Below are 23349 nucleotides of genomic sequence, written 5' to 3'. Positions count from 1 at the left end.
CATGACGATTATCGCTCCTTCCATACTATCGGCGAATTTCGCCACGCTCGGGGCAGAGATCGCGGCAGCAGAAGCAGCAGGCGGAGACTGGATCCACATCGATGTCATGGACGGGCATTTCGTGCCGAACTTGACGTTCGGTCCACCTGTCATCGCTGCGGTTCGATCCGCAACCAAGCTTCCGTTCGATGTTCATCTGATGATCGAACGCCCTGAGCTGTCTCTTGCCGATTACATCGCAGCCGGAGCCGACCGGATTACGGTTCATGCAGAAGCCTGCACGCATCTGCACCGTACCATCCACTATATTAAGGAAAAGGGTTTGCCAGCCGGTGTGGCGCTTAACCCTGCGACTCCGGTATCCGTCCTGGAGCCGATTATTCATGATTTGGATCTTGTGCTTATCATGACGGTTAACCCAGGCTTTGGCGGGCAGTCGTTTATCCCTTATTCGTTAGTCAAGCTGCGTCAAGTCCAGACGATGTTGAACGATCGTGGCTTGGATCACGTGCATGTGCAAGTCGACGGGGGAATCAATGCCGAGACAGCACCGCTCGTTCGCGAAGCGGGCGCGAATGTTCTCGTTGCAGGCAATGCCGTGTTTGCCCAGCAAGACCGCGCAGCCGCTATCGCGGCGCTGCGTTAGGGGGAGACCCATGAGAGATTCCGTTCGTACAAGCTTCTGGGTCATTTTATATGCCGTTTTGGCAGGTATCTCATTAGCTTTGTTTGCACATATCGGCGATTTCATCAAGTATGTGTTTTCTTTGCTCGCCATTTATATCGGCATTCGGTTTTTCCGGCGGTTCGAAACCATTGGCTTGCGTGTCACATTTATCGTGCTTGCTATCGTATTCTATTTTTTGGCGGCGATTTGTTTCGCGGTGTACACATATATTCAGGACAATCCGCTTCCGGCTTGACGTCGGAGTGAAATCAGAGAGCTGTCATCGGCGCAACCCGGTGGCGGCTCTTCTTTTGTCCCTGTTATACACGCTTACATTGGAATAGGACGTTAATCCTTCGCATAGGATGGAACATGAGCGCGGGAAAGGTCACGGATTAATTTCATGAGCGTGTCTGAGGGAGGGATGAGGCATGAAGTTTTATACAATTAAACTGCCGAAATTTCTGGGCGGATTTGTCAAAGCGATTTTGAATACGTTCCAAAAAAGCTAGTGCCGAAGCAGCGCGCTACCGTGCCCCGGCAGCCATGAAACAGGGGAAAATGATCGCTGGAATAATAACATGTCCGTCTAGCGGCGGGATGACGTTGTCTTGCGGAAATGAAGAAAAAAAGCACCTGAGCGCTCAGGTGCTTTTGGTTATGGCATTAGCCATGATTATACGCGAGTAACTTTACCGGATTTCAGCGCACGTGCGCTGACATAAACACGTTTAGGTTTGCCGTCAACAAGGATGCGAACCTTTTGCACGTTTACGCCCCAAGAACGACGTGTTTTGTTATTGGCGTGGGAAACGTTGTTGCCTTGACGCGGCGACTTGCCAGTTAGATAACATTTGCGGGACATGACTACACCTCCTTAACGTTTTGCCAGGGCAAAACCGACTTCGAAAACTCACACCACGTTCAATATGACATGAGCCATACACCGGCCGATCGAGAACAAGTTCCGTTCAACCTTTACGTACTACATACATATGGTCATTAAACACACTTGAATATCGTATCACAAACTCCCAATTGGTTCAAGCCAATTCTACGACTGTTTGAGCTAAATTGTTGAACAGACTTCAATATCATGTTTATTTATAGTACAATGATATATAGTCCATAATAGATACAGTCAGGAGTGAATATCCATGTCATTGCAACTAAGCACCGAACTGGGCTCCATTCATGTTACCGATCATTGCATTGCCGTACTAGCTGGCTCGGCAGCTTTGGATTGTTATGGACTTGTAGGGATGGCTTCCCGCAAAGGCTTGAAGGATGGCATTGCGGAACTGCTTGGCCGTGAGAATATGTCACGCGGCGTGGAAGTGAGACGGCAGAACGACGGGCTGCATATCGACCTCCATATAATCGTAAGCTACGGAACCAAAATTTCCGAAGTGGCACATAACATTCAGTCCAAGGTGAAATACGTGCTGAATAACGTCATTGGCTTACAAGTGAATGAAGTCCATATATTTGTACAAGACGTAAGGGTATCCAGGTAGCGGGAAGGGGAATTTTCATTGGGTAAGCGCTCTATTAACGGATCGGATTTTGCCGGCATGGCATTGCTCGGTGCGGAGCTATTGCAACAAAACGCGGAACGCGTAAATGCATTAAATGTATTTCCGGTGCCTGACGGTGATACCGGCACGAATATGAATTTGACGATGAGCTCTGGAGTTAGAGAATTGCGGGCCAGACCGTCCGAACATATTGGGAAAGCGGCGGAGGCATTGTCGAAGGGGCTGTTGATGGGCGCTCGCGGCAACTCCGGCGTTATCCTGTCCCAGCTATTCCGGGGCATCTCGAAATCGCTTGCAACTTTCGAGGAAGCGACAGCAGCAGATCTTGCGGCCGCTCTCCAGCATGGCGTGGATCTCGCTTACAAAGCCGTAGTGAAGCCTGTCGAAGGCACGATTCTGACGGTAGCCAGGGAAGCGGCCAAACATGCCGTACAATACGCAAGACGTAATACCGAAGTAACGGATCTTATCGAAGAGCTTCATCGTAAGGCGTACGAAGCACTTCAGCGTACACCGGATCAACTGCCTGTGCTTAAACAGGTAGGTGTAGTCGATTCCGGAGGTCAAGGTCTTGTTTATATCTATGAAGGTTTTGTCCGTTATTTGGCCGAGCTGGAGACAGGACACGAATCCGACTCCTTGTACCTAGCTACAGAATCTGCTATGCCGGATGCCGTGACGGTGGCTGCTGTGAAGCCGCTTGAGAGAAAGGCGGAGCCTAATTCCGCGCAGGCGCGTCTAGCAACTGAGGACATCGAGTTTTTGTATGACATGGAATTTTTTATCAATCGTTCCCATGCTGGGAAATCAGCGATGTTTTTTGATGAATCCGCTTACAAGAAGGAGCTGGAGAAGGACGGTGATTCCATTCTCGTAATCGTCGACGATGATATCATCAAAGTGCATGTTCATTCGCGTCGACCAGGCGACGTCTTTAATTACTCGCTCCCATACGGGGAGCTTACCGATATTCATATTCTTAACATGCGGGAGCAGCATCGCGACCTCGTCGAACACGATGCGGCTATCGATAGCTCGGCGGACTTCTCGAACGCCAATATTCTATCGGGACAAGCGGCCAGCGAAGTGGCGCCTGTGCAGATGTTCGAACGCGCTCCTTATGGCATTATAGCTGTGGCTATGGGGGACGGCATCTCGGATATATTCCTTGCAAGTGACGTCGACACGGTATTGTCGGGCGGTCAAACGATGAACCCGAGCACGGAGGATTTCCTCAAGGCGATTGACGCGCTCGCAGCGGATCATATATTCTTGCTTCCGAACAACGGCAACATTATACTCGCTGCAGAACAGGCGGCTGAGCTGTCCGAAAGCAATGTGACGGTCATCCCGACACGCACGATCCCTCAAGGTCTTGCTGCGGTGCTGGCATTCAAGGAAGATGAGTCGCCCGAACGCAACCGAGATTGGATGAATGGCGCTGCGGAGGGAGTCGTTTCCGGGCAAGTCACGAATTCGGTTCGCGACACTTCTATTGACGGCGTGGATATCAAGGAAGGCGATTTCATCGGCATCAAAGAAAAGGCGATCGTTGTCTCTGATCGTGATCTGCTATCCGCATGCCAGCAATTGCTGACCAACATGCTGACTAACGGCGGCGATCTGCTGACAGTGATTGCAGGCTCTGAAGCCGACGCCGAGTTGACCGCAACGCTCTGCGAGTGGGTGGAAGGCGAATATCCCGAGCTGGAGATTGAGGTACAGCGAGGCGGACAACCGCTCTATCCGTACTTATTCGCTGTCGAATAGTTGTTCCTATAAGGAGATGGAGGGGTTGTCATGGGGAATATTAGGATTGTGACCGACAGTACGGCCGATATATCCGCGGAGCTGAGAGAGAAGCTCGGAATTACGATGGTACCGCTTAAGGTACTGTTCGGCGAAGAAACCTATGTGGATGCCGTGACGATCACTGCGGATCAATTCTACGAAAAGCTAAAGTCTGTATCTACACTTCCGACAACTTCCCAGCCTTCGCCGCTTGAGTTCTCGGAAGCTTACGAACGTTTGCTGCAGGAGGATCCGGACTGTGCCATTATCTCGATCCATTTGGCGGCATGCCTAAGCGGTACGTATCAATCGGCAACGATCGCTCAATCGATGCTGGAGCAAGAGGCGGATATTACAGTCGTTAATTCTAGATCCGCTTCTTACGGCATTGGTACTCTAGCGGTACGCGCGGCCGAGATGGCGTCAGCCGGTCATAGCAAGGAGGAGATTCTTGCAGAGATCGAGCGGCTTCGCGAAGATACGACGATCTACTTCCTGGTGGACAGCCTGGAGCATCTGCAGAAGGGTGGTCGTATCGGCCGTGCCTCAGCTCTAATTGGATCGATTCTGAACATCAAGCCGATTCTGTCGCTGGATGCAGACGGTAGCGTACATGCGGTGGACAAGGTGCGTGGCACGAAGAAGGCCATGAGTCGTATTAGCGAGATGCTCAAGGGCGGCTACGGCTCGGATCCCGTGTCGCTTACGATCTTTAAGACTGACGACGATGCAGCTGCAGAAGAGCTTGGCGAACGAGTAAAGGCTGATCTGAATGTACAACAAGTCAGCTACACTACGATTGGTCCCGTAATCGGCGCGCATGCGGGTCCCGGAACGTCAGCCGTACTCATTCATAGGGTGTGAGTTCAAGCATGATAAAGATAGACGAAATTTCAGTAAGACAGCTCAAAGGCGTGAGCGCTCTCAAAGAGGGGGAGCTTCACGCCTTTGGCATACATACGATCTCTGATCTGCTGAATTATTTTCCATTCCGTTACGAGGATTATCGCGTGCGTGAACTAGGGGATATCAAGAGCGGGGAGAAAGCAACCATCTTGGGTATCGTGAGAGGTATTCCGATGCTGCAGCGCTACGGCCGCACGAAATCCAGATTAACCTGCAAGATTGAAGCCGGCGGGCTGCTCCTTACAGCCGTTTGGTTCAATCGCACGTACTTGCAAGATCAGCTGCGGGTGGGCCGAGAGATCATGTTAACGGGCAAGTGGGAACAACATCGCCTTCAAATGACGGTAGCGGATTCAGAGTTTCCCGATTCTGCCAAGGCATCGAAAACCGATTCTCTTCAACCCGTCTACCATGTTGGCGGCAATATTACACAAGCGTGGATCCGCAAGGCGATTGGTACCGCCCTTACGCAATATGGCCCGCTCATTGAGGAGGTGCTGCCTTACGAGCTCGTCGAGCGTTACGAGCTGATGCCCCGCTCAGAAGCCGTTGAGCGCATCCATCTGCCCGGTGATCCCAAGCAGGGGTTAGCTGCGCGTCACCGCATGGTTTACGAGGAGCTGTTCCTGTTCCAACTCAAGCTGCAAGCCTATCGAAACTTGAATCAAGGACGCGCAGACGGTGTCGCTCAGCCGATCGGCAGTGATACGATCCGCGATTTTGCGGCGACGCTGCCCTTCTCCTTAACGGATGCGCAGAAAAAGGTAGTCAACGAAATTTTGACGGACATGCGGCGTCCTTATGCGATGAACCGGCTGCTGCAAGGCGATGTAGGTTCGGGCAAAACAGTCGTTGCGGCAATAGCCCTTTATGGTTCAGTGCGAGTAGGGCATCAAGGCGCTCTCATGGTACCCACCGAAATATTGGCGGAGCAACACGCTAAGTCGCTAGCACGATTGTACGAGGGAACGGGGATTCAGGTAGGACTGCTTACCGGAAGTCTGACGGAGCGGAAACGGAGAGACTTGCTTGCAGGCTTGCAGATGGGGCTGATCGACGTTGTTGTCGGCACGCACGCACTGATTCAGGATGATGTGTTTTTCCGCAGCCTCGCGCTTGTCGTGACGGATGAACAGCATCGATTCGGGGTGAATCAGCGGATGGTGCTTCGTCGCAAAGGGATCGATCCCGATGTGCTGACGATGACCGCGACGCCGATTCCGAGAACGCTCGCCATTACAGCATTCGGGGATATGGATGTCTCCACAATTAAGGAGATGCCGAAGGGACGCAAGCCGATCAAGACCTATTGGGTCAAACACGACGCATTCGACCGCGTAATTGGTTTCATCCGTAAGGAAGTAGCTGCCGGGCGACAGGCTTATGTCATCTGTCCGCTCATCGAAGAGTCCGAGAAGCTTGACGTACAGAACGCGATTGATACGTATATGCAGATTCAGCAGTCATGTCCGGATTTGACGATCGGCCTGCTGCATGGGAGATTGTCCGCTGCCGACAAAGACGATGCAATGGCACGTTTCGCCGCGAATGAAAGTCAGGTGTTGGTCGCGACGACGGTCGTTGAGGTTGGCGTCGATGTGCCGAACGCGACACTTATCGTTATTATGGACGCTGAGCGGTTCGGCTTGTCACAGCTTCATCAGCTGCGCGGCCGCGTTGGGCGAGGGGAGCACCAGTCTCACTGCATTCTGATCGCAGATCCCAAGTCCGAGACGGGCCGAGAGCGGATGAAGGTCATGACGGAGACTACCGATGGATTTGAGGTGGCAAGGCGCGACTTGGAGCTGCGCGGACCCGGCGACTTCTTCGGGACAAAGCAAAGCGGTGTGCCGGAATTCAGAATCGCCGATATGGTGAGCGATTATGAGACGTTAGAGCAAGCTCGTGAGGATGCCGGAGAGCTGACGGGCCGGGAAGATTTCTGGACGAACGAATCGTTTGCGCGGTTATGGAGTATTTTGCGGCGGGAAGGATTATTTCAGGGCGAGCAGCTGGACTAGGCAATAATTCGCTTCTTTCGGCATATAGTTAAGCGATTAGATTGGATTGCCGAATGGAGGTGCCTGCCGCTGTGAGTTACCAGAATTACGGCATTCGGCCGCAACTGGTTGAACGCGTGAAGCTCAAGCTGAAAAACCCCGTCGTGAAGGACAAGATACGGCAGTTGCTCGGACCTGTGACCAAATATGATCTGCAGGATCGGGTGAAGGTGCGCAAGCTGGTGAAGGCTGCTGCCGTTGTCCTGCAAGAGAAGCTGACTGATGTACAAGAGGAGCAGATCGTCGCGTTTATTCTTGCGCAGAAGATCGATCCGAACAACACCTTCCATTTGCTGAAGCTGTGGGGGATGTTTCGCTGACCGTATGGTCGGCGTTTTTTTTTGAGCATTTACCACAAAGGGATTTGCCCCTCGACTCGGCCTTGTACGATAAGCGACGGATCGTCATTACGCACGTTGCCGACTGCCGCGCCTACCGGATAGGCTTCGAGCTCGTGCTCCGGGTAAGGAACGAATAACGAGCGGAGCTGCTTGACATCCTGCACGCCGCGATCAAGCCACAGTGCTTCGTCACTGGGCTTAAGGATAACAGGCATACGATCATGGATGGGAGCGACGAGGCTGTTCGGCTCCGTTGTGAGAATGGTGCAGCTGCTCAGCTTCTCTCCGTCCGGAGACAGCCATGTTTCGTATAGTCCTGCCATGCTGAACACGGAGCGATCCCGCTTGACGATGCGCATGGGCTGCTTGTGCTTGCCGCCTTCCTCCTTCTTCCATTCGTAGAAGCCGTCGGCAGGGATGAGGCAGCGCTTCCGCTTGATCGGCTCGCGAAACGCGGGCTTGCTTGCGGCAGTCTCGGCGCGTGCGTTGATCATCATGAAGCCGATTTTGGGATCATCCGCCCATGGCGGCACGAGTCCCCACTTGAGCTCGCCTAGCCGATTGCGCTTGCCGTCGTGGATGACCGCAAAGACCAACTGACCGGGCGCCACGTTATATTTGGGACGATGGAAGGGGACAGTCGTCTCGTCGATCATATAACGAGCCATCAGCTCCTCAAGCGTGATTGTTATGGTATATCTTCCGCACATGGGATGGTGGACCTCCAGTCTATCGAAAGGAATTATTGGTTCTATTATACGACTGTTGCCTGGTAACGCGAAAGCTGAGGTTATACGGTTGTCTCCCCAGGATGTATGGGACGGTATGAGCAGGTTAAGCAACGTGGATACTGATCGTATAGGGGGTGTTCATCGTGAGCGGAGGAAACAAAAACCATTCAGTAGGGAAGGGCATTCGGGGATGGGTGGCTCATCTTATCGCCTTGCCTGGCGCGGCCTTCTCCTACGCGGTTGGCAAATGGCGGGCGATGCAGGCCTCCCAATACATGATCAGCGAGGCGGAGCCCATCCTTTTGTCGCCGGTTTCAACAACGAAGCTTGTATCGGCATGGGCCAAGGGGGTTCCGTTGTTGGGCGTGAATAAACCGCCAGCGGCATGGTCGCCGGATGAGACGATGCTGATTACTCGGATACGAGCGGAGACTGCCGAGTATGGACGCAACAATGTCACGCGGACAGAAGCTTACCGAAACGTATACTTCCGTACACCGGAGCTGCACTGGGCGCTGCTGGCGCACATGGTGTCACGTAACGGCGGCTGGAACATGACGGATCTGCAAGGAGAGTGGCTGCCGCATCTGCTTAGCGAGCGTCAGCGCAAGGATGTGTTCTTGCTGCTGGAGCGGGCGAATGTATTGATCTTCTGTGATGCCTACCCACAGCTGCTTCTATACGAGTGGAGCCGCCGCCTTGGAAGGAGTTTGTTCCACTTGCTCCCGGCTTTTGGCGTCTCGTCGTTTATGGAGCCCGTCTGGCGCCAATTCTGGAAGGAAGGAGATTCAGCCTTGTTGTCTACGGCGCTTATCGTGAACGAACAGCATTACATTGACGCTCGTGTTGCACATCATCCCTATTATGAGGAGCATGTGCTGCATACGATGTTTTTTGGTTTGCAGTCGTTGCTCCAGATGAACGCCATCCTATTTCCATACCGCTGCGAGATGGTGGAGAAGGGGGAGGATTTGCAGCTTGCGGGCTTGATTCTGGAGCGGTTTCAGGACCTCGGCGAGCGCATTGAATTCGGCAAACGTTTGTACGCCATGCTCTTTGGTATACCTCGCGTGCTTGACGGTGTCCGCAGCTTCGCCGCCGCCATCAAGCATACTGGCTCGCGGGCAGATTATGCGCCAGGTCTCTTCCAGCCGATCCGTCACCAATCGCCCGAACGCTTCTACTCCGAGAAGCTGTTAGGGGGCAAGCTGAAGCCAGGCGCGACGCCGCTGTACAGCCCGCCGCTGCATGCCGCGTGGGCTGATCTGTTGCCGGAGCCCTCTGAGCCAGGCGATTGGTTCGAAGGAGCGGAGCAAGTTGCCAGATACTTTCGCGAATTGCCGTTTCCGCCGAACTTCGAGATTACGAACGAATACGGATTGATGCTGAACAAGCTGGAGCTTGCCGTGCTTGCAGCGCAACGAGGCGGGGATTACTTCTAGGGCGTAATATTGTCCGGCTATGCGGGCCCCTACCTTGGCGTTGGCATCATCGATGCGCAGCTTCGTTTGTTACTTCCTGCGATTCAACAGGTCCTGCTTCGCCGTACAGCTTATGGAGATGGCGCACATGCTGGGTGCCCCAGCTGTTTATAGCTTCCAGCAACGGCGTCATGCCGACTCCATACTCGGTAATGGAGTATTCTACTTTCGGCGGAACTTGCTGATAGACCTTGCGATGAACAATGTCGTGATACTCCAGTTCTCGGAGCTGGGAGGTCAGCATTTTTTTGGTAATATCGGGCAGCGCTCTCTGCAATTCACTAAAGCGCATTGTGCCGTTGGTGAACAATTGGAACAGAATAACGGGCTTCCACTTCCCGACTAATATATCTAATGCGGTTTCGACTTTACAATTATCAGACATTACGAATCCCCCCGTTAGGTGAAAAAAATGAGTATTTATACATGGTTTCCTAAAAGATACTTGGTATAAAACTTGTGCCTACTTCCCCAAAGTACTCCTTGCTATTAGTATAGCTTTATTAGGCATTACTCACAAGGAGGCTTCAACTAATGAATATTGCGTTATGGATCGTGCAAGGTATTCTGGGCATTATGTTCTTGATGGCCGGTATGATGAAGACTTTTCAACATGACAAAGCCGCGGCTACGCTCCCATGGGTCAAACAGTACTCCAAGAGCTTCGTGCGGTTTATCGGTATATCGGAGCTGCTGGCAGGGGTTGGACTTATCTTGCCGTATGCGCTGGATATCGCTCCTGTACTGACGCCGATCGTCGCTCTCGGAATCGGAGTCATTATGCTGCTGGCCGCGGTGTTTCACGCGAAGCGCAAGGAATATTCGGGTATCCTCATGAACATTGTGCTGCTGGCGCTATCGCTATTCGTCGCCATCGGCCGCTTCTAACGGGCATATCAAAGGACCTCAGTCTCTACGATTGTAACGTGGAGTCTGAGGTCCTTTTTCTACGTGCGTGCCGTTACTCAGCGAGCAGGGATGCACCCTCGATGTCGCTGATGGGGAACCATTCGCCATCGACCATGAATCGCCGTTTCAACGAGTCGACCCGGTCGACGATTCCGATGACGGTGAGCAGCTCCTCCGGGTGATACAGCCTGACGGTGATGGGCTGCCGATGCTGCAGGGAGTCGGATACGGTGCGGGATACATGCTCCCACTCCTGATCGTCGAGCTGGACGCGTTCGCGGCGTTGTGCGGCGGCCGACCATTCGTTGATCGCATACTTGTGCTCCGGGAGCATCATGCGGCTGGATTCCCATAATCCGTTGCCCTCAAGCTTCTTCCTCATTTGTAGTGACCTCCTATCTTCTTGGAGCGATCCAGCGCCTGACCGACGTTTTTCGTCAGCGATACCGCTCGCAGGATACTGGCATCTCCGTACTTCTCTTTGATTGCGTCGGTGGCGCGCTCCAGCGCCATCCACTTCTCCCGTCCCTCGTCGAACAAGGATAACTGGTAGTCGTCGCTGCTCGGCAGCAGCTGCGACAAGCTTACCCCTACCTTGCGGACTGGCATGCCATCCCAGTGTTGACGAAGCAAACGCATGGCAGAGCGATAGACTTCGTTGGTGACGTTGGTCGGATCCTCCATCTTCATCTGACGGTTAAAGCCGGTCGGTCGATCGTAGTCCGCTCCCATACAGCCTACCGACACGACGTGACCCATAAAGCCTTTGCCGCGGCAGCGCTGGCAGACGAGCTCTGTCAGCTCGAGCAGTACAGTGGCAATCTCCTCGATCGCGCCATAATCGCGTGGCAGTGTCATCATATGACCGACGGATTGCGGGGCGATGCCGTGGGTGCCCGGCTTGACAGGGCTGTCGTCGATCCCATTCGCAATGCGCGAGTATAGCTCGGCGTTGATGTCGGAATTGCGGCCGAACTTGCGGCGCATCAGCGTCTTGAGCTTGTCGAGCGGCGTTGCGGCGAGCTGCCCGATCGTCTCAAGACCCATGGCGTTGAAGTGCCGCGTCATGCGGCTGCCGACCATAAACATGTTCGAGATCGGCAGCGTCCAGAGCGTCTCCGCGATGTTGGCATCGTTTAGGGTGAACACGCCGTTCTTATTCTTTTTGGCGTAGTTGTCGCAGGCCGTCTTGGCCAGCACTTTGCTCGGTCCGATGCCGAACCGTGTGTAGATGCCTGTCTCCGCCTGGATGCGCGTCTGGATGAGGGAGGCAAGCTCCTGAGGTGAGCCGTATAGATGGAGGGATCCGGTTACGTCCAGGAATTGTTCGTCGATCGAATAGGGCTCCACGAGATCGGTATACGCTTCGTAGATGCGGGTAATCATGAGCGACACGTCGATATAAAGCTGCATGCGCGGCTTGATAATGACGAGGTCCGGACACTTGGCCAGCGCATCGCCGAGCCGCTCGGCTGTGGTCACGCCGTGTTTCTTGGCGATCGGGCAAGCCGCGAGAATAATGCCCGAACGGCGCTCGGGATCGCCCGCCACGGCTAGTGGTACATGCTTGTACTCCGGGCGCTCCGTCTTCTCGACAGAGGCGTAGAACGATTGGCAGTCGGCCAGCATGATCGTTCGTTCATGCTCATGCGCCATGTTGCCACTCCCTCCCTGTACGAATGTATGTTCTTATCATATGCTTATTATATACAGAACATACGATCGTGTACTATCTTTTTTTGTGTGGGGATTATTGACAGTGGAGTAGGTTCCGGAGAGCCATAAAATTCTTCAATCATCTCTACAGAGTCCAAAAGAAAAAGAAGCTTATAAAAAAGTTGTGGACGAAGTAATAACAGGTGTCTTGCATTCCATTATGGTGATGATTGACGGTGGGGATCATTTAGCATCTAAGTGTGTGATTGATATTGTCGACCGTTAATCTGGTGAGTCGCTATCCGCTGAAGGAGCTTGGCATGAACTTCTATTTTCTATTTGATTATTTGGCTAGAGACTAACATTTGTATGTTGCAAATTTTAATGATATAAATGAATGAGGAGGTGATGCCGATGGATAATGTACGAAATATGTTTCAAATTCTTTCGCGCAATTTTGGCTTGTTAAATGAACAATGCTGCGAAAACAGCTGCGGGCAAGAAGTTTCGCTTGTTCAAAGCCATATCTTATACGAGATCAATCGACAACACAGGCCATCTATGCAAGAAATATCCGGTGCATTGGGCATGGATATTACTACGTTTAGCAGACAAATAAAAACCTTGGTGGAGAAGGGGTTTGTGAGAAAAACGCCGGATTCTGTAGATAGTCGAATTAACATACTGGCTCTTACGCCAGAAGGCTTAAGTATAGAAAATAATATTAACCAGACTGTCAATGCGCAATTAAACGGTGTTTTATCTACACTAACCGAATTTGAAAAGGAAACCGTGTTACGTTCCATTCAATTATTCAACCATGCAATGAAAGATGTGGGCTCTTGCTGTGTGCCTCCAAAATAATGGAGGCTTATCGTTGGGCTAATACTTGCAATGTTCAAGTTTCTAGTGTTTTTTCGGTTGACATTGGATACAAGGCGACCAGGTCGCTTATGTAATTTTTTTTAGAGCTTCATTCGTCTGTGTCAGAATCGATATAGAGGAAGTACCAGGTGTGCTTAAAGGAGAAGAATATATGAAACGAGGATTAACCCACTGTCTTCAACTATTTCCAACGCCAGATTTGAATAAAACAGCAGCATATTATACAAACCTTGGTTTTCGGGCTGAGTACTATCTGCAATCACTTGAACCGCATGTATGTTTATACAGAGATGCCATAGAAATTGTGCTTACTAAATCGAATACAGACAAAATTATCCCGAATCGAATCGCTCATGGCTACGGATATGATGCTTATCTTATAACAAACGCTCCGGACGAGTTGGAAAATGAGTTTCAGGAGCTAGGCATTCGTATTGTAAGACCTTTAATTAGAACGGATTATAACAATATAGAGTTTGTATTCGAAGACATCGATGGAAGATGGTTGGCTGTAGGCAATAAAGTGGAATAATTACGTTCCTAACGATCCTGCGACGGCTGATTGACGAAAAAGTCGGATCGTCGACTGAAGGAGCGGCGGAAAGCGCACAACGGACTGCCCATTAGGCAGTCCGATTTCGTTGCCGCACACAGCGGTTATTTCTTCAAGCGCTTGAAGTAGTTCTCGTTGTACCGGATGCTGGGATGGCTCGGGTTCATCGTCATCGCCTCGCGATGATGCTCCATCGCCTTGGCGCGGTTGCCGATTCGATCATAGCAGACGGTTAGCTGCAGATGCGGCAGCCATGTGGAGGTGGCATGGTCCATGGAGCCCATGGAACCGGCCGGGCGCTCAACGGTCAGCGCTTGGCCGAACCAGTGGATGGCTTGCTCGAACCGCTCCTGGCGAACGAAGACGCAACCGAGCTCATAGCAGATTTCGGGGCGCGGCTTGTCGTAGCCGAAGGAGCGGAACAACGAAGCCAGCTGGCTTGCCGTGTTGCCTAGCCGTCCGTAACAATCCCCCTGCTTCTGGCATGCGCCGATATTGTCTTCGACCCAGCCTTCGCCACCGTCTAGGAAACGTCCATACCAGTCGATCGCCTCCTCGTTGCGCCGGTTGTCGCGAAGCTCGTTGGCGAAATAATATTGATCGCGCGGCGAGAAGTTCTCGCCAGCATCCAGACGTCCCAGATAGATTCGCAGGTTTCGGTCGGTGTGCACCTTCTCCTTGCGGTGAGTAACGGCGATATCGCTATGGAAGATACGACCGGATACGGCCAAATATTCGTGTACGGGACCGATCCAGCGGAAGCCGCGGCTTCGTCTGACGAGACGGTTGCGGCGCAGGCTGAAGATTGGGTTGCCCTTCTGATCGAAGGTCAGGTGGTAATTCATAGAGACGCTGTCGTAGGGGAAGTCGTCGCCATGCCCCTCCTTGAGCGCCTTAAGACGAGCCTGATCTTCCGGTTCGACAACATCGTCGGCGTCCAGCCACATAATGAATGGCTGCGTGGCCTGTTCGAATGCGTAGTTGCGCGCGGCGGCGAAGTGGTTGATCCACTCGAAGTCGTATACAATAGCACCGTATGATGCCGCAATCTCTTTCGTTCGGTCTTTGGAACCTGTGTCCACGATAATGATTTCGTCGACGACATCCCGAACAGAGGACAGACAGCGCCCCAGACTTTCCTCCTCGTCCTTGACGATCATGCACAAGCTAATGCCGAGCATTCCTCAACATCCTCTCTCCTAGTCGTTTATCGTATTATTGTATTAGCCGCTGGAAGGGAAGGTGCCATTGATAAATCGAGCAAGGGACGTATTGCAACAATCCGCTTGGGAAAATAATGCTGGCATTACAAGCTGAGTCTGCTATAATGATTACGTAATTGACACAACCGCATATGCTCCGGGGAGCTGGTTAGGCCGGCTGAGAGGGAATGACTACATTCCGACCCGTAAACCTGATCCGGATAATGCCGGCGTAGGAACGTGAAGCGAGCGCTTCATCATGGTTTGGCGTGCAGCCCAGCAGGCTGTACAAGAAACCCTGTTGTAAGGCGCGATCCATGCCGACAGCACATCGTCCTCCTGATATCAGGAGGGCGATTTTTTTATGGAGAAATCTCAAAGTGAAACGCTAAGTTCCCCGATGGGAGCGAGAGTTGCTTCATAGGTTTGTGATAGGGATTATGAGAAGAGCGGCGGAGGACGTCAATCACAAGACAGAGGGAAACGGAGAGGGGAACAAATCATGCTGAATAAGAAGAACAAAACATTATGGGGACGGGGACTTACTGCGGGAGTTCTCGCGATGACGCTGATCATCGGCGGCTGCGGCGGCAACGAGTCTGGGAATGATGACAGCGCAGGAGCCGATAAAGAACTGAAGAAGGTCAAGGTCGTGCTCGACTGGACTCCGAATACGAATCATACAGGGTTATACGTGGCGCGGGACAATGGTTTCTTCAAGAAGCATGGTCTGGATGTTGAGATTATCCAGCCAGGGCAGGATGGAGCAGACGCGATGGTTGCCTCCGGCGATGCCGAATTCGGCGTCAGCTATCAAGAGTCGGTGACGATGGCGCGTATCGCGGATGTGCCGCTTGTCTCGATCGCGGCAGTCATCCAGCACAACACGTCGGGCTTCGCCTCTCCGAAGGCGAAGGGAATAGACTCGCCTAAGAAATTCGAAGGCCAACGTTACGGCGGCTGGGGAGCACCGGTCGAGGAGTCGGTTATTGACGCTCTTATGACGGCAGACGGAGGCGACGTCAGCAAAGTGGATATCATGAGCATCGGCGATAGTGATTTCTTCGCCGCAGTGGAGCGGGATATCGATTTTGCGTGGATCTATTATGCGTGGACAGGTGTCGAGGCGGAGCTGCGCGGAGAAGAGCTGAACATGGTATACCTGACGGACTATAGTGATAAACTCGATTATTATACACCGGTTCTTGTGACGAACGAAGAGCAGATCGAGTCGGATCCGGAGCTTGTCAAATCATTTGTGGCCGGTGCGGCGGAGGGCTACCAATTCACGATCGACAATCCTGAGGAAGCTGCCGAGGTGCTGATTCAAGCAGAGCCGGATTTGAATGCAGATCTCGTCAGGGCTAGTCAGAAGTGGTTAAGTCCGAAATATCAGGAAGATGCACCGCGCTGGGGTGAGCAGAAGCTGACTGTATGGGCAAACTACGCGAACTGGATGCTGGAGCAGGGACTGCTCGAAGGCGAGCTGGAAGCGGAGAAGGCATTTACGAATGAATTCCTGCCGGAATAACGAATAACGCAGGTTCGAAGGTATGATACGATCAGAGAGGGGAACGCAGGACATATGACTAACGCACTGGTAAGCATCCAAATATTGCCGAGCACGCCGGGAGGAGAGAGCGTCCTTCCTTATGTTGACCGGGCAATCGATATCATCAAGGAATCGGGAGTGCCGTATCGTGTAGCTCCACTGGAAACGACGATGGAAGGGGAGCTGACAGAGCTGCTTGCCATCGTACAGCGAATGAATGAAGCGATGACCGAGATGGGCTGTGCATCGGTTATTTCCCAGATCAAAATTTATTATAATCCGGAGAATGGCGCGTCTATGGGGCGTCTGCTGGAGAAATATCCGGATGGCCAGTAAGTCACTGATGAAGCGGTGGAACGGGATATGGCCGCCGATAGCTGTGCTTGGCGCTCTTATTGCGCTCTGGCAGGCAGTTTCAATGCTTGGATTTGTAGATGCGTGGCGAATTCCGTCGCCGCTGGCAGTCGCAAGCGAAGCAATTGAAATTTGGCCAAGACTCATGATGCATACGTGGGCGACATTGAAGCTGACTTTGATCGGTTTCGCGGGCGGATCGGCGGCGGGCTTTGCGCTCGCCGCTTTGCTGCATCTGCTGCCGGGGGTGCGCAAAGGCGTATACCCGCTGCTCATTCTGTCGCAGAATGTGCCGATCGTCGTCCTTGGTCCCATCCTGACGATGATGTTTGGTTATGGTCTGCTGCCTAAGATTATGCTCGTTATGATGGTCTGTTTCTTCCCTGTATCCATTGCGATGCTGGCAGGGCTATCGAATGTGGATCCCGGTCTGAGGCATTACATGCGGATGATTGGAGCTGGCAAGAGCGAGTTGTTCTGGCGGCTGGAGCTGCCTAATGCGGTCGTACATTTATTCTCCGGTCTCAAAATAGCGGCTTCGTACAGCGTGCTGAGCGCCGTCTTTGCTGAATTGCTTTCCCCCAAGCTGGGGCTTGGCGGGTTTATGGCGTTGTCATCGCGCGGATTTATGCCGGAACGAGCTTTTGCCGCGGTATTGATGATTATTATCGTAAGCTTGACGTTGTTTGGCTTGGTCTCGTGGGCAGAGCGGCTTGTCATCCGCTGGCGTCCGCCGGTAAAGGAAGGAGGTGTGCAGCATGAGGCTTGAGGTTAAGGGTATCGGCAAAAGCTTCGGAACGAAAGAAGTGCTGCGCAATCTTAACTTGCATGTGGCGGATGGCGAATTCGTATCGCTGATCGGTCCGTCGGGCAGCGGAAAGTCAACGTTGTTTAGTGTTATTGGAGGATTAGAGCAGCCGGAGGCTGGCGAAATAAGGATCGAGGGACACGAGACGACTGGTCAACGCGGACATGTCGCTTATATGCCGCAGCAGGCATCGCTGTTGCCTTGGCGTACCGTGGCTGGCAATATCGAGACAGCGCTGGCGATTGCCGGCGTTGATAAGAAAAGAGCGAAGGCGCAAGCGCAGGAGTGGCTGGCGCGCCTAGGATTGGCGGACTACGCGGGTGAATATCCTCATGTCTTGTCCGGAGGCATGCAGCAACGTGTCTCGTTCCTGCGTGCGTTGCTATCGCCGCGAACGTTGATGCTGCTTGACGAGCCGTTCGGAGCACTTGATGCGTTGACCCGGCTCCACATGCAGAAGTGGCTGCTGTCAATCTGGGAGGAGCATCGTCGTTCGGTGCTGCTGATTACGCATAGCATCGAAGAGGCCTTATACTTGTCCGACCGGATTGTCGTGTTATCGGCATCACCCGCGTATGTGGTTGATGAGATCGTGGTACCATTCGAGCGGCCGCGTAGAGAGGACTTGTGGACCGATCCGAGGTTTAACGAATTGAAGGCTCGAATATACGGTCACTTGCAGCATGGTGCGAGGGAGGGAGAGAAGCATGGCGGAACATCGGGAGCAATCCTGTCGTAATGGAGAATCGCCGAGTCCTGAACGAACTAGTCGACCTCTTGCTTTAGGGTCAATCCCCGTTATCGATGCGCATATCCATATTGATTTGTATCCCGTGGATCAGCAAGAGGCGTTGCTGGAAGAAGCGAGACGCCAACAGGTTGACGCGGTTGTAGCCGTTTCCATGGATTTGAATTCTTCGATGCGGACGCGCGAGCTCGCTCGTCGTCATACGGGTTTCGTCCATCCAGCCTACGGCTACCACCCGGAGCAGGAACCGCCCACGCTAGAGGAGCGCGAGTTGCTCCTTGACTGGATTAGGGAACGCCATCGCGGGGGAGAGTCATTCGCCATTGGCGAGGTTGGATTACCTTATTACAAACGTAGTGAAGCTGTGGCTGAAGGTGCAGCGTTTGATGAGGAGCCTTATATCGAGTTGTTGGAATGTTTCGTTGCGCTTGCGGCAGAGCTGAATCGTCCCATCGTCCTGCACGCCGTCTACGAGGATGCGGATAAGGTTTGCAATTTGCTGGAGCGATACGGGGTACGGGATGCTCATTTCCATTGGTTTAAGGGCAGCGCAGAGACGATGGAGCGGATGGTGAAGGCAGGTTATTTGATTTCCGTGACACCGGATGTGGGCTACGAGGAAGAAATTCAGGACGTCGTTAGACGATATCCGCTGGAGCTGATGATGGCCGAGACGGACGGTCCATGGCCCTTCGAAGGACCTTATGCCGACAGAGAGACCGTACCTGCGATGACACGAGAATCGGTAATCGGCATTGCGGCAATTAAAGGAATGGACCCCTTGGAAACCGCGGAGAAGTTGTATCTGCAGACGCGTAAGTTTTATCGGTTGTAAACATGTGTTCATGCTTAGCGGCTCTTCGTCGATTCGGGACGAGGGGCCGTTTCCTTTTGCTAAGAGGGGGCATATATTAAGTAGAAAGAGAGGTTGATAGGAGAGGAGGAAGGTAGATGGCCAAGATGACGAGAGATCAGTTTTTTGCTGCAATTGCGCCTAGCGTGGAGCTAGTGAGAATGCAAGGCTCCCTCATGTTCCCTTCGGTGCGTATGGCGCAAAGTCTGTTGGAATCCGGCGGTGAGATCCATGACTGGAACAACCTTGGCGGTATTAAAGTCGGCAGCGGCATCACGAATGCTTATTGGCATGGAGGCGCCGTCATTAAAGGAACTTGGGAGTATCTAGACGGACGCACCATCACGACGAAGACGGCATTTCGTGCATACAAAACGCTGTATCATTTCTATAAGGATTTGGATTTGTTGCTGGAGGCACCTCGTTACGAAAGGGTACGTTCGGCAGGGACGCCGGAGAGGCAAGCTGCGATGCTTCAAGCATGCGGTTACGCAACGGATCCCGCTTATCCGACGAAGCTGATGGCGATCATTCAACAATATGGGTTGAAAAAATATGATGTGCCTGCAGCGCCGCCGATCGTAACGAGAGACTTCGATGGTGCAGTTATCGTCCCTGTAACCTGGCTTGGAGCGGTCATCTCTACAGGATATTTGTTTGAAGGGGTAACATGGGTCCCGGCCCGGAAAGTTGCAGAAACGTTAGGAGCCAAAGTAGGCTGGACGGGAACGGCGGTAACGGTCAACGGCACCGAGTTGATATCCCGGCTGTCGATATCGACTGGTTATGTAAAGGTAAGAGATCTTGCCATGCTGCTTAGCATCGAAATTAAATGGGAGCCCCAGGCAAGAGTTGTCATGCTGGGAGAAGCTTCGCCCTAACGGCTGCCGGCATTCGGACATAAAGTATAAGATGTCGGAACGAAGAGAGGAGAATGAATGATTGTACACGTATATTGTAGATCATATCCCACTGTCGACACCGCACAATAGACGTCCGGGTCTAGCGCTAAGCGCCAGCACGATCACGATTCATAATACTGCCAACCCCGCCAGTACAGCGAGAAACGAGAGGAATTGGTTGACGAATCCATCGAATTCGGCAACAGCATCCTTCCACATCGTTATCGATCAAAAAGAAGCGATTGAATGTATACCGCTAAGCGAGGTCGCATGGCATGCAGGAGATGGAAGCTCTCCAGGGAGCGGGAATCGCACGTCGATTTCGATTGAAATTACAGAAAGCGGCAACTATGCGGCGACACAGGCCAATGCAGCGCAATTGACAGCGTCTCTGTTGAAGGAACGGGGCTGGGGAACAGACCGGCTGAGACGCCATTATGACTGGAGCGGCAAAAACTGTCCGAGAAAGATGAACACGGATGGAGAGTGGAGTGGCTGGGAAGACTTTGTCGCACAGGTCGAGGCGATATTGGAGGAGGGTGAAGAGCCGATGATGGATCCGAAGGATGCCAACAACATAATACGGTTTCTAAGCGCGGCCTATATGGCGACGACAGACCCGCAGGCGAGAGCGGAATTCAACCGACTGGCGAACGAGCTGCGGCGCGTAAGCGGTCAAGATCCAGAGCCAGGTTAATCGTCAGGAGCTTGCGGAGACCAGAAAGCTTATAACGAGTAGGATGTAGAAGAGAAACACGGCAGAGAGAAGCGGTTGACCGAGAAGGTTAACCGCTATTTCATTTGTTGCGACTGCGATCGCCATAAAAGCTAGATAACCGGGCTGGGTAAAGTCTGATGAAACCCAATAGAGCGGCAGTCATCAGACTGTTACAAGCTATACTTCGATATTAGCGGCAATACTGTCCTCGCGTCCATACTCACGGATAAGCGCTGCTACAGCTTGGTGCTCCGGGTTCGGTCCATATGCCTCAAGCGCTGCTTGGTCTTCGAAACGTACACGCAGCACGAGTTGGTACCCTTTGTTGTTGTCCGAGAAATTAATGCCCGCGTTCACTTCGACGACACCGGATAGGTGTTGCTTGAGTGCCTTGAACTTTTCGACGATTTCTTGAAGCTGGGCTTCGGTAGTTTGTTCACCGAATTTAACGAGAATAACGCGATCGAGCATGGGTTCAGCCTTCTTTCCTTCGAATGAAATAGGAATAACTTTAAGCACTATAGCACGAAAGGGCAGGGATGATCCAGCGCAGCATAAAAGCGTGACTTCAAAACATCCGCAACTTCGCAGCCTGCAAACCCGTCTATGCAGAATGAGGTGATAAATAATGGTAGGTATGAAGCTGAAAATGGTTTGCGTTTTGCTCATTGCAGCCTTGACGGCAGGATGCGGGGCTAATAGCCTTGCAACCAATAGTGGCGTGCCGCCGACATTAACGCCAGCGCCATGTAACGCGATTATCGAATGGGTTGATTTTCTGATGGTGAACGATATCAAGTATTACAACATTGACGATGGATCTATTGAAGAACCGCCAATTACAATGGAGCAGTTAGGTGAGCAGGTAGGGGAAATTACATATAGGCTGCAAGATCACGCTTGTACGGATTACACGGAGAAAAATGGAGATGCAGCATTCCTTCCCATTGGAATGGCCGTTTATGCGCTAAAGGGGTATAAGCCGGAATTCCGTGTAGTGGCGCGCAATAAAATCTATCAGGTTCGTCATAATCCGAAAGCGGCTACGATAGGTGAGTTATTGGATATAGAAGGGAAAGTAGCTAAGGTCAGTCTGGAGAGCAGCGAAGACGGAAGCACGATTGGCGATTTCAGTCCGGAAGCTGCTGAGGCGTTTGTTCAGGAGCTATTGCCTTTGGAGCGCGTGGGATATGAAGAGGTTTATGAAGAAAGCAAACACGAGTCAGGCATCTTTTTGCGCGTGCATCTCCAAGATGGTACATCCTTTCGGATGGTCTATTATGAGAAAGCGAATGCGTTCTTAGCAGGTGCCTTTGGCACGGATCAGCTTCACACGATCATAATGACGCAGAGACAACAGATCAAAGCAGCAGCGGGACTTTAGGTGAGGCAGTTCATCTCCAGCTCGAAAATAATAGGGGTTGACAACCAACGGTGTCCGGGGCGGGGCTTGACAGCCATGTGCTATAGTAAAGAAAAATGAGCACATCCGGAGGTTTGTTATGTTCGAACACAAAAATCAAAAGTACGAAGGGATCAACTTCGGCACTCAAGATTTGCGATATGGAGAGTTGATTGGCTGTACGTTTATGCGCTGTACATTTGCTCATGGATCACTAGAGGAAATTGTCACGAACTCATGCAGATTTGTTGAATGTGATTTCCGCGGTGCGGCGCTGAACGGCTCCATACACCAAGAATCAGCGTTCGAGAATTGCAAGTTCGGTGGAGCCAATCTATTTGTAGCGAAATTCGATACTTGCAAAATGACGGGCTCGGATTTCACGAGCGCTAATATGGACGGCATTACAATCGTTGGCGGCGATTGGTCTTACACGAATCTGCGGCATACGAGGCTGATGCGTCAGGATCTGCGCGGGATTAAATTTCATGAAGCCGACCTGTCCGGTGCTGACCTCGAGAAAGCCGATCTGCGAGACTGTGATCTGACGCTGGCGTCGCTGGCGCAAACCAAGCTGGCGGGAGCTGATATCAGAGGCGCCAATCTGCAGGGAATTGATTTCAAAACATTTTCCATCTCCGGACTGCGAATCGACAGGGAGCAAGCGCTGTTGTTCGCGCGTTCGCATGGGGCGAAGGTTACTTAATTTCGAGAAAATGAGGAGTGTTTGGAGATGGTGATGGATGATGAGCGTATCCGGCTTGTTGCCCGGAATTTACGGGAATTTATGGCGCTGCATCTTTATGATGAGCTTCTGCTGTTGAACGAATTCGCGAATGAAGAAACGTATTACGAATATAAAAGTAAGGAAGAAAGCAGTGACCAGCAATCAGCCTGGTTCGATCATGCAAGGTGGAGGAGAGAGAAAGAACAGGTGAGGGATACGATGAGGAACGTATTCGGATTCGAACCTATTGCTCAGCCTTATCCATACATACAAGACATACGACTAGAACGGAGCATGCGGACGATCATGACAACCAAGGATTCTGTCGGTGTAATGGCCAGCAGTGCTTCAAAGGACTTTGGTGAGCAGACAGCCTTACTGGCAGCGGTGCGTCATTTGCAGCATGACTATTGTACGGATCGGGACGTTATCAAGCAACACGCTCAAGCTTTGAAGGATATGGGCTTGAGGCATGAAGCGGAGGCGTTAGTGGAGAGGCTGCTGGGATAGGAGCTAAGGCCGTGATCATTCGACTGTGATATGATACACTTATGGTCGTAATATC

29 protein-coding genes and 1 riboswitch are annotated in these 23349 nt (G+C 52.1%); of the genes, 22 read left to right on the top strand and 7 right to left on the bottom strand.

Annotation, left to right across the window (positions count from 1 at the left end):
* Position 1: 1 nt before the first annotated feature.
* From rpe to spoVM, 3 genes are all read left to right on the top strand, one after another.
* Entirely contained in the window at positions 2–646 is a 645-nt protein-coding gene (rpe, locus tag ACX1C1_RS22080; protein ID WP_458954288.1) for a ribulose-phosphate 3-epimerase, read from the top strand.
* Between the two features lie 10 nt (positions 647–656).
* A complete protein-coding gene (locus ACX1C1_RS22075; protein WP_458954287.1) occupies positions 657–923 on the top strand; it encodes a hypothetical protein in 267 nt (88 codons plus the stop codon).
* Positions 924–1098: 175 nt separating this feature from the next.
* On the top strand, positions 1099–1179 hold the full coding sequence (spoVM, locus tag ACX1C1_RS22070) for a stage V sporulation protein SpoVM (protein WP_040711006.1): 81 nt from the start codon (positions 1099–1101) through the stop codon (positions 1177–1179).
* Between the two features lie 164 nt (positions 1180–1343).
* Here spoVM and rpmB read toward each other — a convergent pair whose 3' ends face one another.
* Positions 1344–1532 (bottom strand): 50S ribosomal protein L28, encoded by a 189-nt coding sequence (gene rpmB, locus ACX1C1_RS22065; protein ID WP_068683988.1) that lies wholly within the window; start codon positions 1530–1532, stop codon positions 1344–1346.
* Between the two features lie 292 nt (positions 1533–1824).
* Here rpmB and ACX1C1_RS22060 point away from each other — a divergent pair, with 292 nt between their 5' ends.
* From ACX1C1_RS22060 to ACX1C1_RS22040, 5 genes are all read left to right on the top strand, one after another.
* Positions 1825–2184: an Asp23/Gls24 family envelope stress response protein gene (locus ACX1C1_RS22060; RefSeq protein WP_458954286.1), complete on the top strand. Its 360-nt coding sequence runs from the start codon at positions 1825–1827 to the stop codon at positions 2182–2184.
* Between the two features lie 57 nt (positions 2185–2241).
* Positions 2242–3975, top strand: coding sequence for a DAK2 domain-containing protein (locus ACX1C1_RS22055; protein WP_458957764.1), 1734 nt, complete (start codon positions 2242–2244; stop codon positions 3973–3975).
* A 30-nt stretch (positions 3976–4005) separates the two neighbouring features.
* Complete coding sequence (locus ACX1C1_RS22050; RefSeq protein WP_458954285.1) at positions 4006–4860, top strand: DegV family protein; 855 nt, start codon at positions 4006–4008, stop codon at positions 4858–4860.
* A gap of 8 nt (positions 4861–4868) precedes the next feature.
* Positions 4869–6923, top strand: coding sequence for an ATP-dependent DNA helicase RecG (gene recG, locus ACX1C1_RS22045; RefSeq protein ID WP_458954284.1), 2055 nt, complete (start codon positions 4869–4871; stop codon positions 6921–6923).
* Between the two features lie 71 nt (positions 6924–6994).
* The gene (locus ACX1C1_RS22040) at positions 6995–7282 is read left to right on the top strand and encodes a stage VI sporulation protein F (RefSeq protein ID WP_458954283.1); all 288 of its coding nucleotides are present in this window, start codon (positions 6995–6997) and stop codon (positions 7280–7282) included.
* Between the two features lie 29 nt (positions 7283–7311).
* On the opposite strand, the gene ACX1C1_RS22035 is transcribed toward ACX1C1_RS22040, so the two are convergent.
* A complete protein-coding gene (locus ACX1C1_RS22035) occupies positions 7312–8013 on the bottom strand; it encodes an SOS response-associated peptidase (RefSeq protein WP_458954282.1) in 702 nt (233 codons plus the stop codon).
* A gap of 164 nt (positions 8014–8177) precedes the next feature.
* Between ACX1C1_RS22035 and ACX1C1_RS22030 the strand changes: the two genes are divergently transcribed.
* Positions 8178–9476 (top strand): DUF2515 domain-containing protein, encoded by a 1299-nt coding sequence (locus tag ACX1C1_RS22030; RefSeq protein ID WP_458954281.1) that lies wholly within the window; start codon positions 8178–8180, stop codon positions 9474–9476.
* 46 nt (positions 9477–9522) lie between these two features.
* Here ACX1C1_RS22030 and ACX1C1_RS22025 read toward each other — a convergent pair whose 3' ends face one another.
* Positions 9523–9900: a winged helix-turn-helix transcriptional regulator gene (locus ACX1C1_RS22025; protein WP_458954280.1), complete on the bottom strand. Its 378-nt coding sequence runs from the start codon at positions 9898–9900 to the stop codon at positions 9523–9525.
* Between the two features lie 149 nt (positions 9901–10049).
* Between ACX1C1_RS22025 and ACX1C1_RS22020 the strand changes: the two genes are divergently transcribed.
* Positions 10050–10403, top strand: coding sequence for a DoxX family protein (locus ACX1C1_RS22020; RefSeq protein ID WP_458954279.1), 354 nt, complete (start codon positions 10050–10052; stop codon positions 10401–10403).
* Between the two features lie 73 nt (positions 10404–10476).
* On the opposite strand, the gene ACX1C1_RS22015 is transcribed toward ACX1C1_RS22020, so the two are convergent.
* A complete protein-coding gene (locus tag ACX1C1_RS22015) occupies positions 10477–10806 on the bottom strand; it encodes a YolD-like family protein (protein ID WP_458954278.1) in 330 nt (109 codons plus the stop codon).
* Entirely contained in the window at positions 10803–12080 is a 1278-nt protein-coding gene (locus ACX1C1_RS22010; RefSeq protein WP_458954277.1) for a DNA polymerase IV, read from the bottom strand. The genes ACX1C1_RS22015 and ACX1C1_RS22010 overlap by 4 nt, the downstream gene beginning before the upstream one ends.
* A gap of 414 nt (positions 12081–12494) precedes the next feature.
* Between ACX1C1_RS22010 and ACX1C1_RS22005 the strand changes: the two genes are divergently transcribed.
* A complete protein-coding gene (locus tag ACX1C1_RS22005) occupies positions 12495–12944 on the top strand; it encodes a MarR family winged helix-turn-helix transcriptional regulator (RefSeq protein ID WP_458954276.1) in 450 nt (149 codons plus the stop codon).
* Between the two features lie 172 nt (positions 12945–13116).
* Positions 13117–13497 carry a VOC family protein gene (locus ACX1C1_RS22000; protein WP_458954275.1) on the top strand — a complete coding sequence of 127 codons (381 nt, stop codon included), beginning with the start codon at positions 13117–13119 and terminating at the stop codon, positions 13495–13497.
* A gap of 125 nt (positions 13498–13622) precedes the next feature.
* Here the strand turns inward: ACX1C1_RS22000 and ACX1C1_RS21995 are convergent, their stop codons facing one another.
* Positions 13623–14699 (bottom strand): glycosyltransferase, encoded by a 1077-nt coding sequence (locus tag ACX1C1_RS21995; RefSeq protein WP_458954274.1) that lies wholly within the window; start codon positions 14697–14699, stop codon positions 13623–13625.
* Between the two features lie 169 nt (positions 14700–14868).
* Positions 14869–14977, top strand: a riboswitch (TPP riboswitch).
* 305 nt (positions 14978–15282) lie between these two features.
* Here ACX1C1_RS21995 and ACX1C1_RS21990 point away from each other — a divergent pair.
* The 7 genes from ACX1C1_RS21990 to ACX1C1_RS21960 all read left to right on the top strand — a co-directional run bounded on the left by ACX1C1_RS21990 (position 15283) and on the right by ACX1C1_RS21960 (position 20634).
* On the top strand, positions 15283–16251 hold the full coding sequence (locus ACX1C1_RS21990; RefSeq protein WP_458957763.1) for an ABC transporter substrate-binding protein: 969 nt from the start codon (positions 15283–15285) through the stop codon (positions 16249–16251).
* A 54-nt stretch (positions 16252–16305) separates the two neighbouring features.
* Entirely contained in the window at positions 16306–16608 is a 303-nt protein-coding gene (locus ACX1C1_RS21985; protein ID WP_458954273.1) for a thiamine-binding protein, read from the top strand.
* A complete protein-coding gene (locus ACX1C1_RS21980; RefSeq protein ID WP_458954272.1) occupies positions 16598–17395 on the top strand; it encodes an ABC transporter permease in 798 nt (265 codons plus the stop codon). Before ACX1C1_RS21985 ends, ACX1C1_RS21980 begins: the two co-directional genes overlap by 11 nt.
* Positions 17385–18173, top strand: a complete 789-nt coding sequence (locus tag ACX1C1_RS21975; protein WP_458954271.1) for an ABC transporter ATP-binding protein — start codon at positions 17385–17387, stop codon at positions 18171–18173. Before ACX1C1_RS21980 ends, ACX1C1_RS21975 begins: the two co-directional genes overlap by 11 nt.
* Entirely contained in the window at positions 18142–19017 is an 876-nt protein-coding gene (locus ACX1C1_RS21970) for a TatD family hydrolase (protein ID WP_458954270.1), read from the top strand. The genes ACX1C1_RS21975 and ACX1C1_RS21970 overlap by 32 nt, the downstream gene beginning before the upstream one ends.
* A 116-nt stretch (positions 19018–19133) precedes the next feature.
* On the top strand, positions 19134–19916 hold the full coding sequence (locus tag ACX1C1_RS21965; RefSeq protein WP_458954269.1) for a glucosaminidase domain-containing protein: 783 nt from the start codon (positions 19134–19136) through the stop codon (positions 19914–19916).
* 61 nt (positions 19917–19977) lie between these two features.
* Entirely contained in the window at positions 19978–20634 is a 657-nt protein-coding gene (locus ACX1C1_RS21960) for a peptidoglycan recognition protein family protein (protein ID WP_458954268.1), read from the top strand.
* 198 nt (positions 20635–20832) lie between these two features.
* On the opposite strand, the gene ACX1C1_RS21955 is transcribed toward ACX1C1_RS21960, so the two are convergent.
* A complete protein-coding gene (locus tag ACX1C1_RS21955) occupies positions 20833–21126 on the bottom strand; it encodes a Dabb family protein (protein WP_458954267.1) in 294 nt (97 codons plus the stop codon).
* 157 nt (positions 21127–21283) lie between these two features.
* Between ACX1C1_RS21955 and ACX1C1_RS21950 the strand changes: the two genes are divergently transcribed.
* The 3 genes from ACX1C1_RS21950 (at position 21284) to ACX1C1_RS21940 (ending at position 23294) form a co-directional block, all read left to right on the top strand.
* On the top strand, positions 21284–22039 hold the full coding sequence (locus ACX1C1_RS21950) for a hypothetical protein (RefSeq protein WP_458954266.1): 756 nt from the start codon (positions 21284–21286) through the stop codon (positions 22037–22039).
* A gap of 118 nt (positions 22040–22157) precedes the next feature.
* Complete coding sequence (locus ACX1C1_RS21945; RefSeq protein ID WP_458954265.1) at positions 22158–22763, top strand: pentapeptide repeat-containing protein; 606 nt, start codon at positions 22158–22160, stop codon at positions 22761–22763.
* Between the two features lie 27 nt (positions 22764–22790).
* Positions 22791–23294 (top strand): hypothetical protein, encoded by a 504-nt coding sequence (locus tag ACX1C1_RS21940; protein ID WP_458954264.1) that lies wholly within the window; start codon positions 22791–22793, stop codon positions 23292–23294.
* Positions 23295–23349 lie beyond the last annotated feature (55 nt).

The organism is Paenibacillus sp. strain BS8-2 (genome assembly GCF_054483835.1).
Note: the sequence above shows the minus strand (reverse complement) of the source record. Positions and strands in the feature narration are given on the sequence as shown.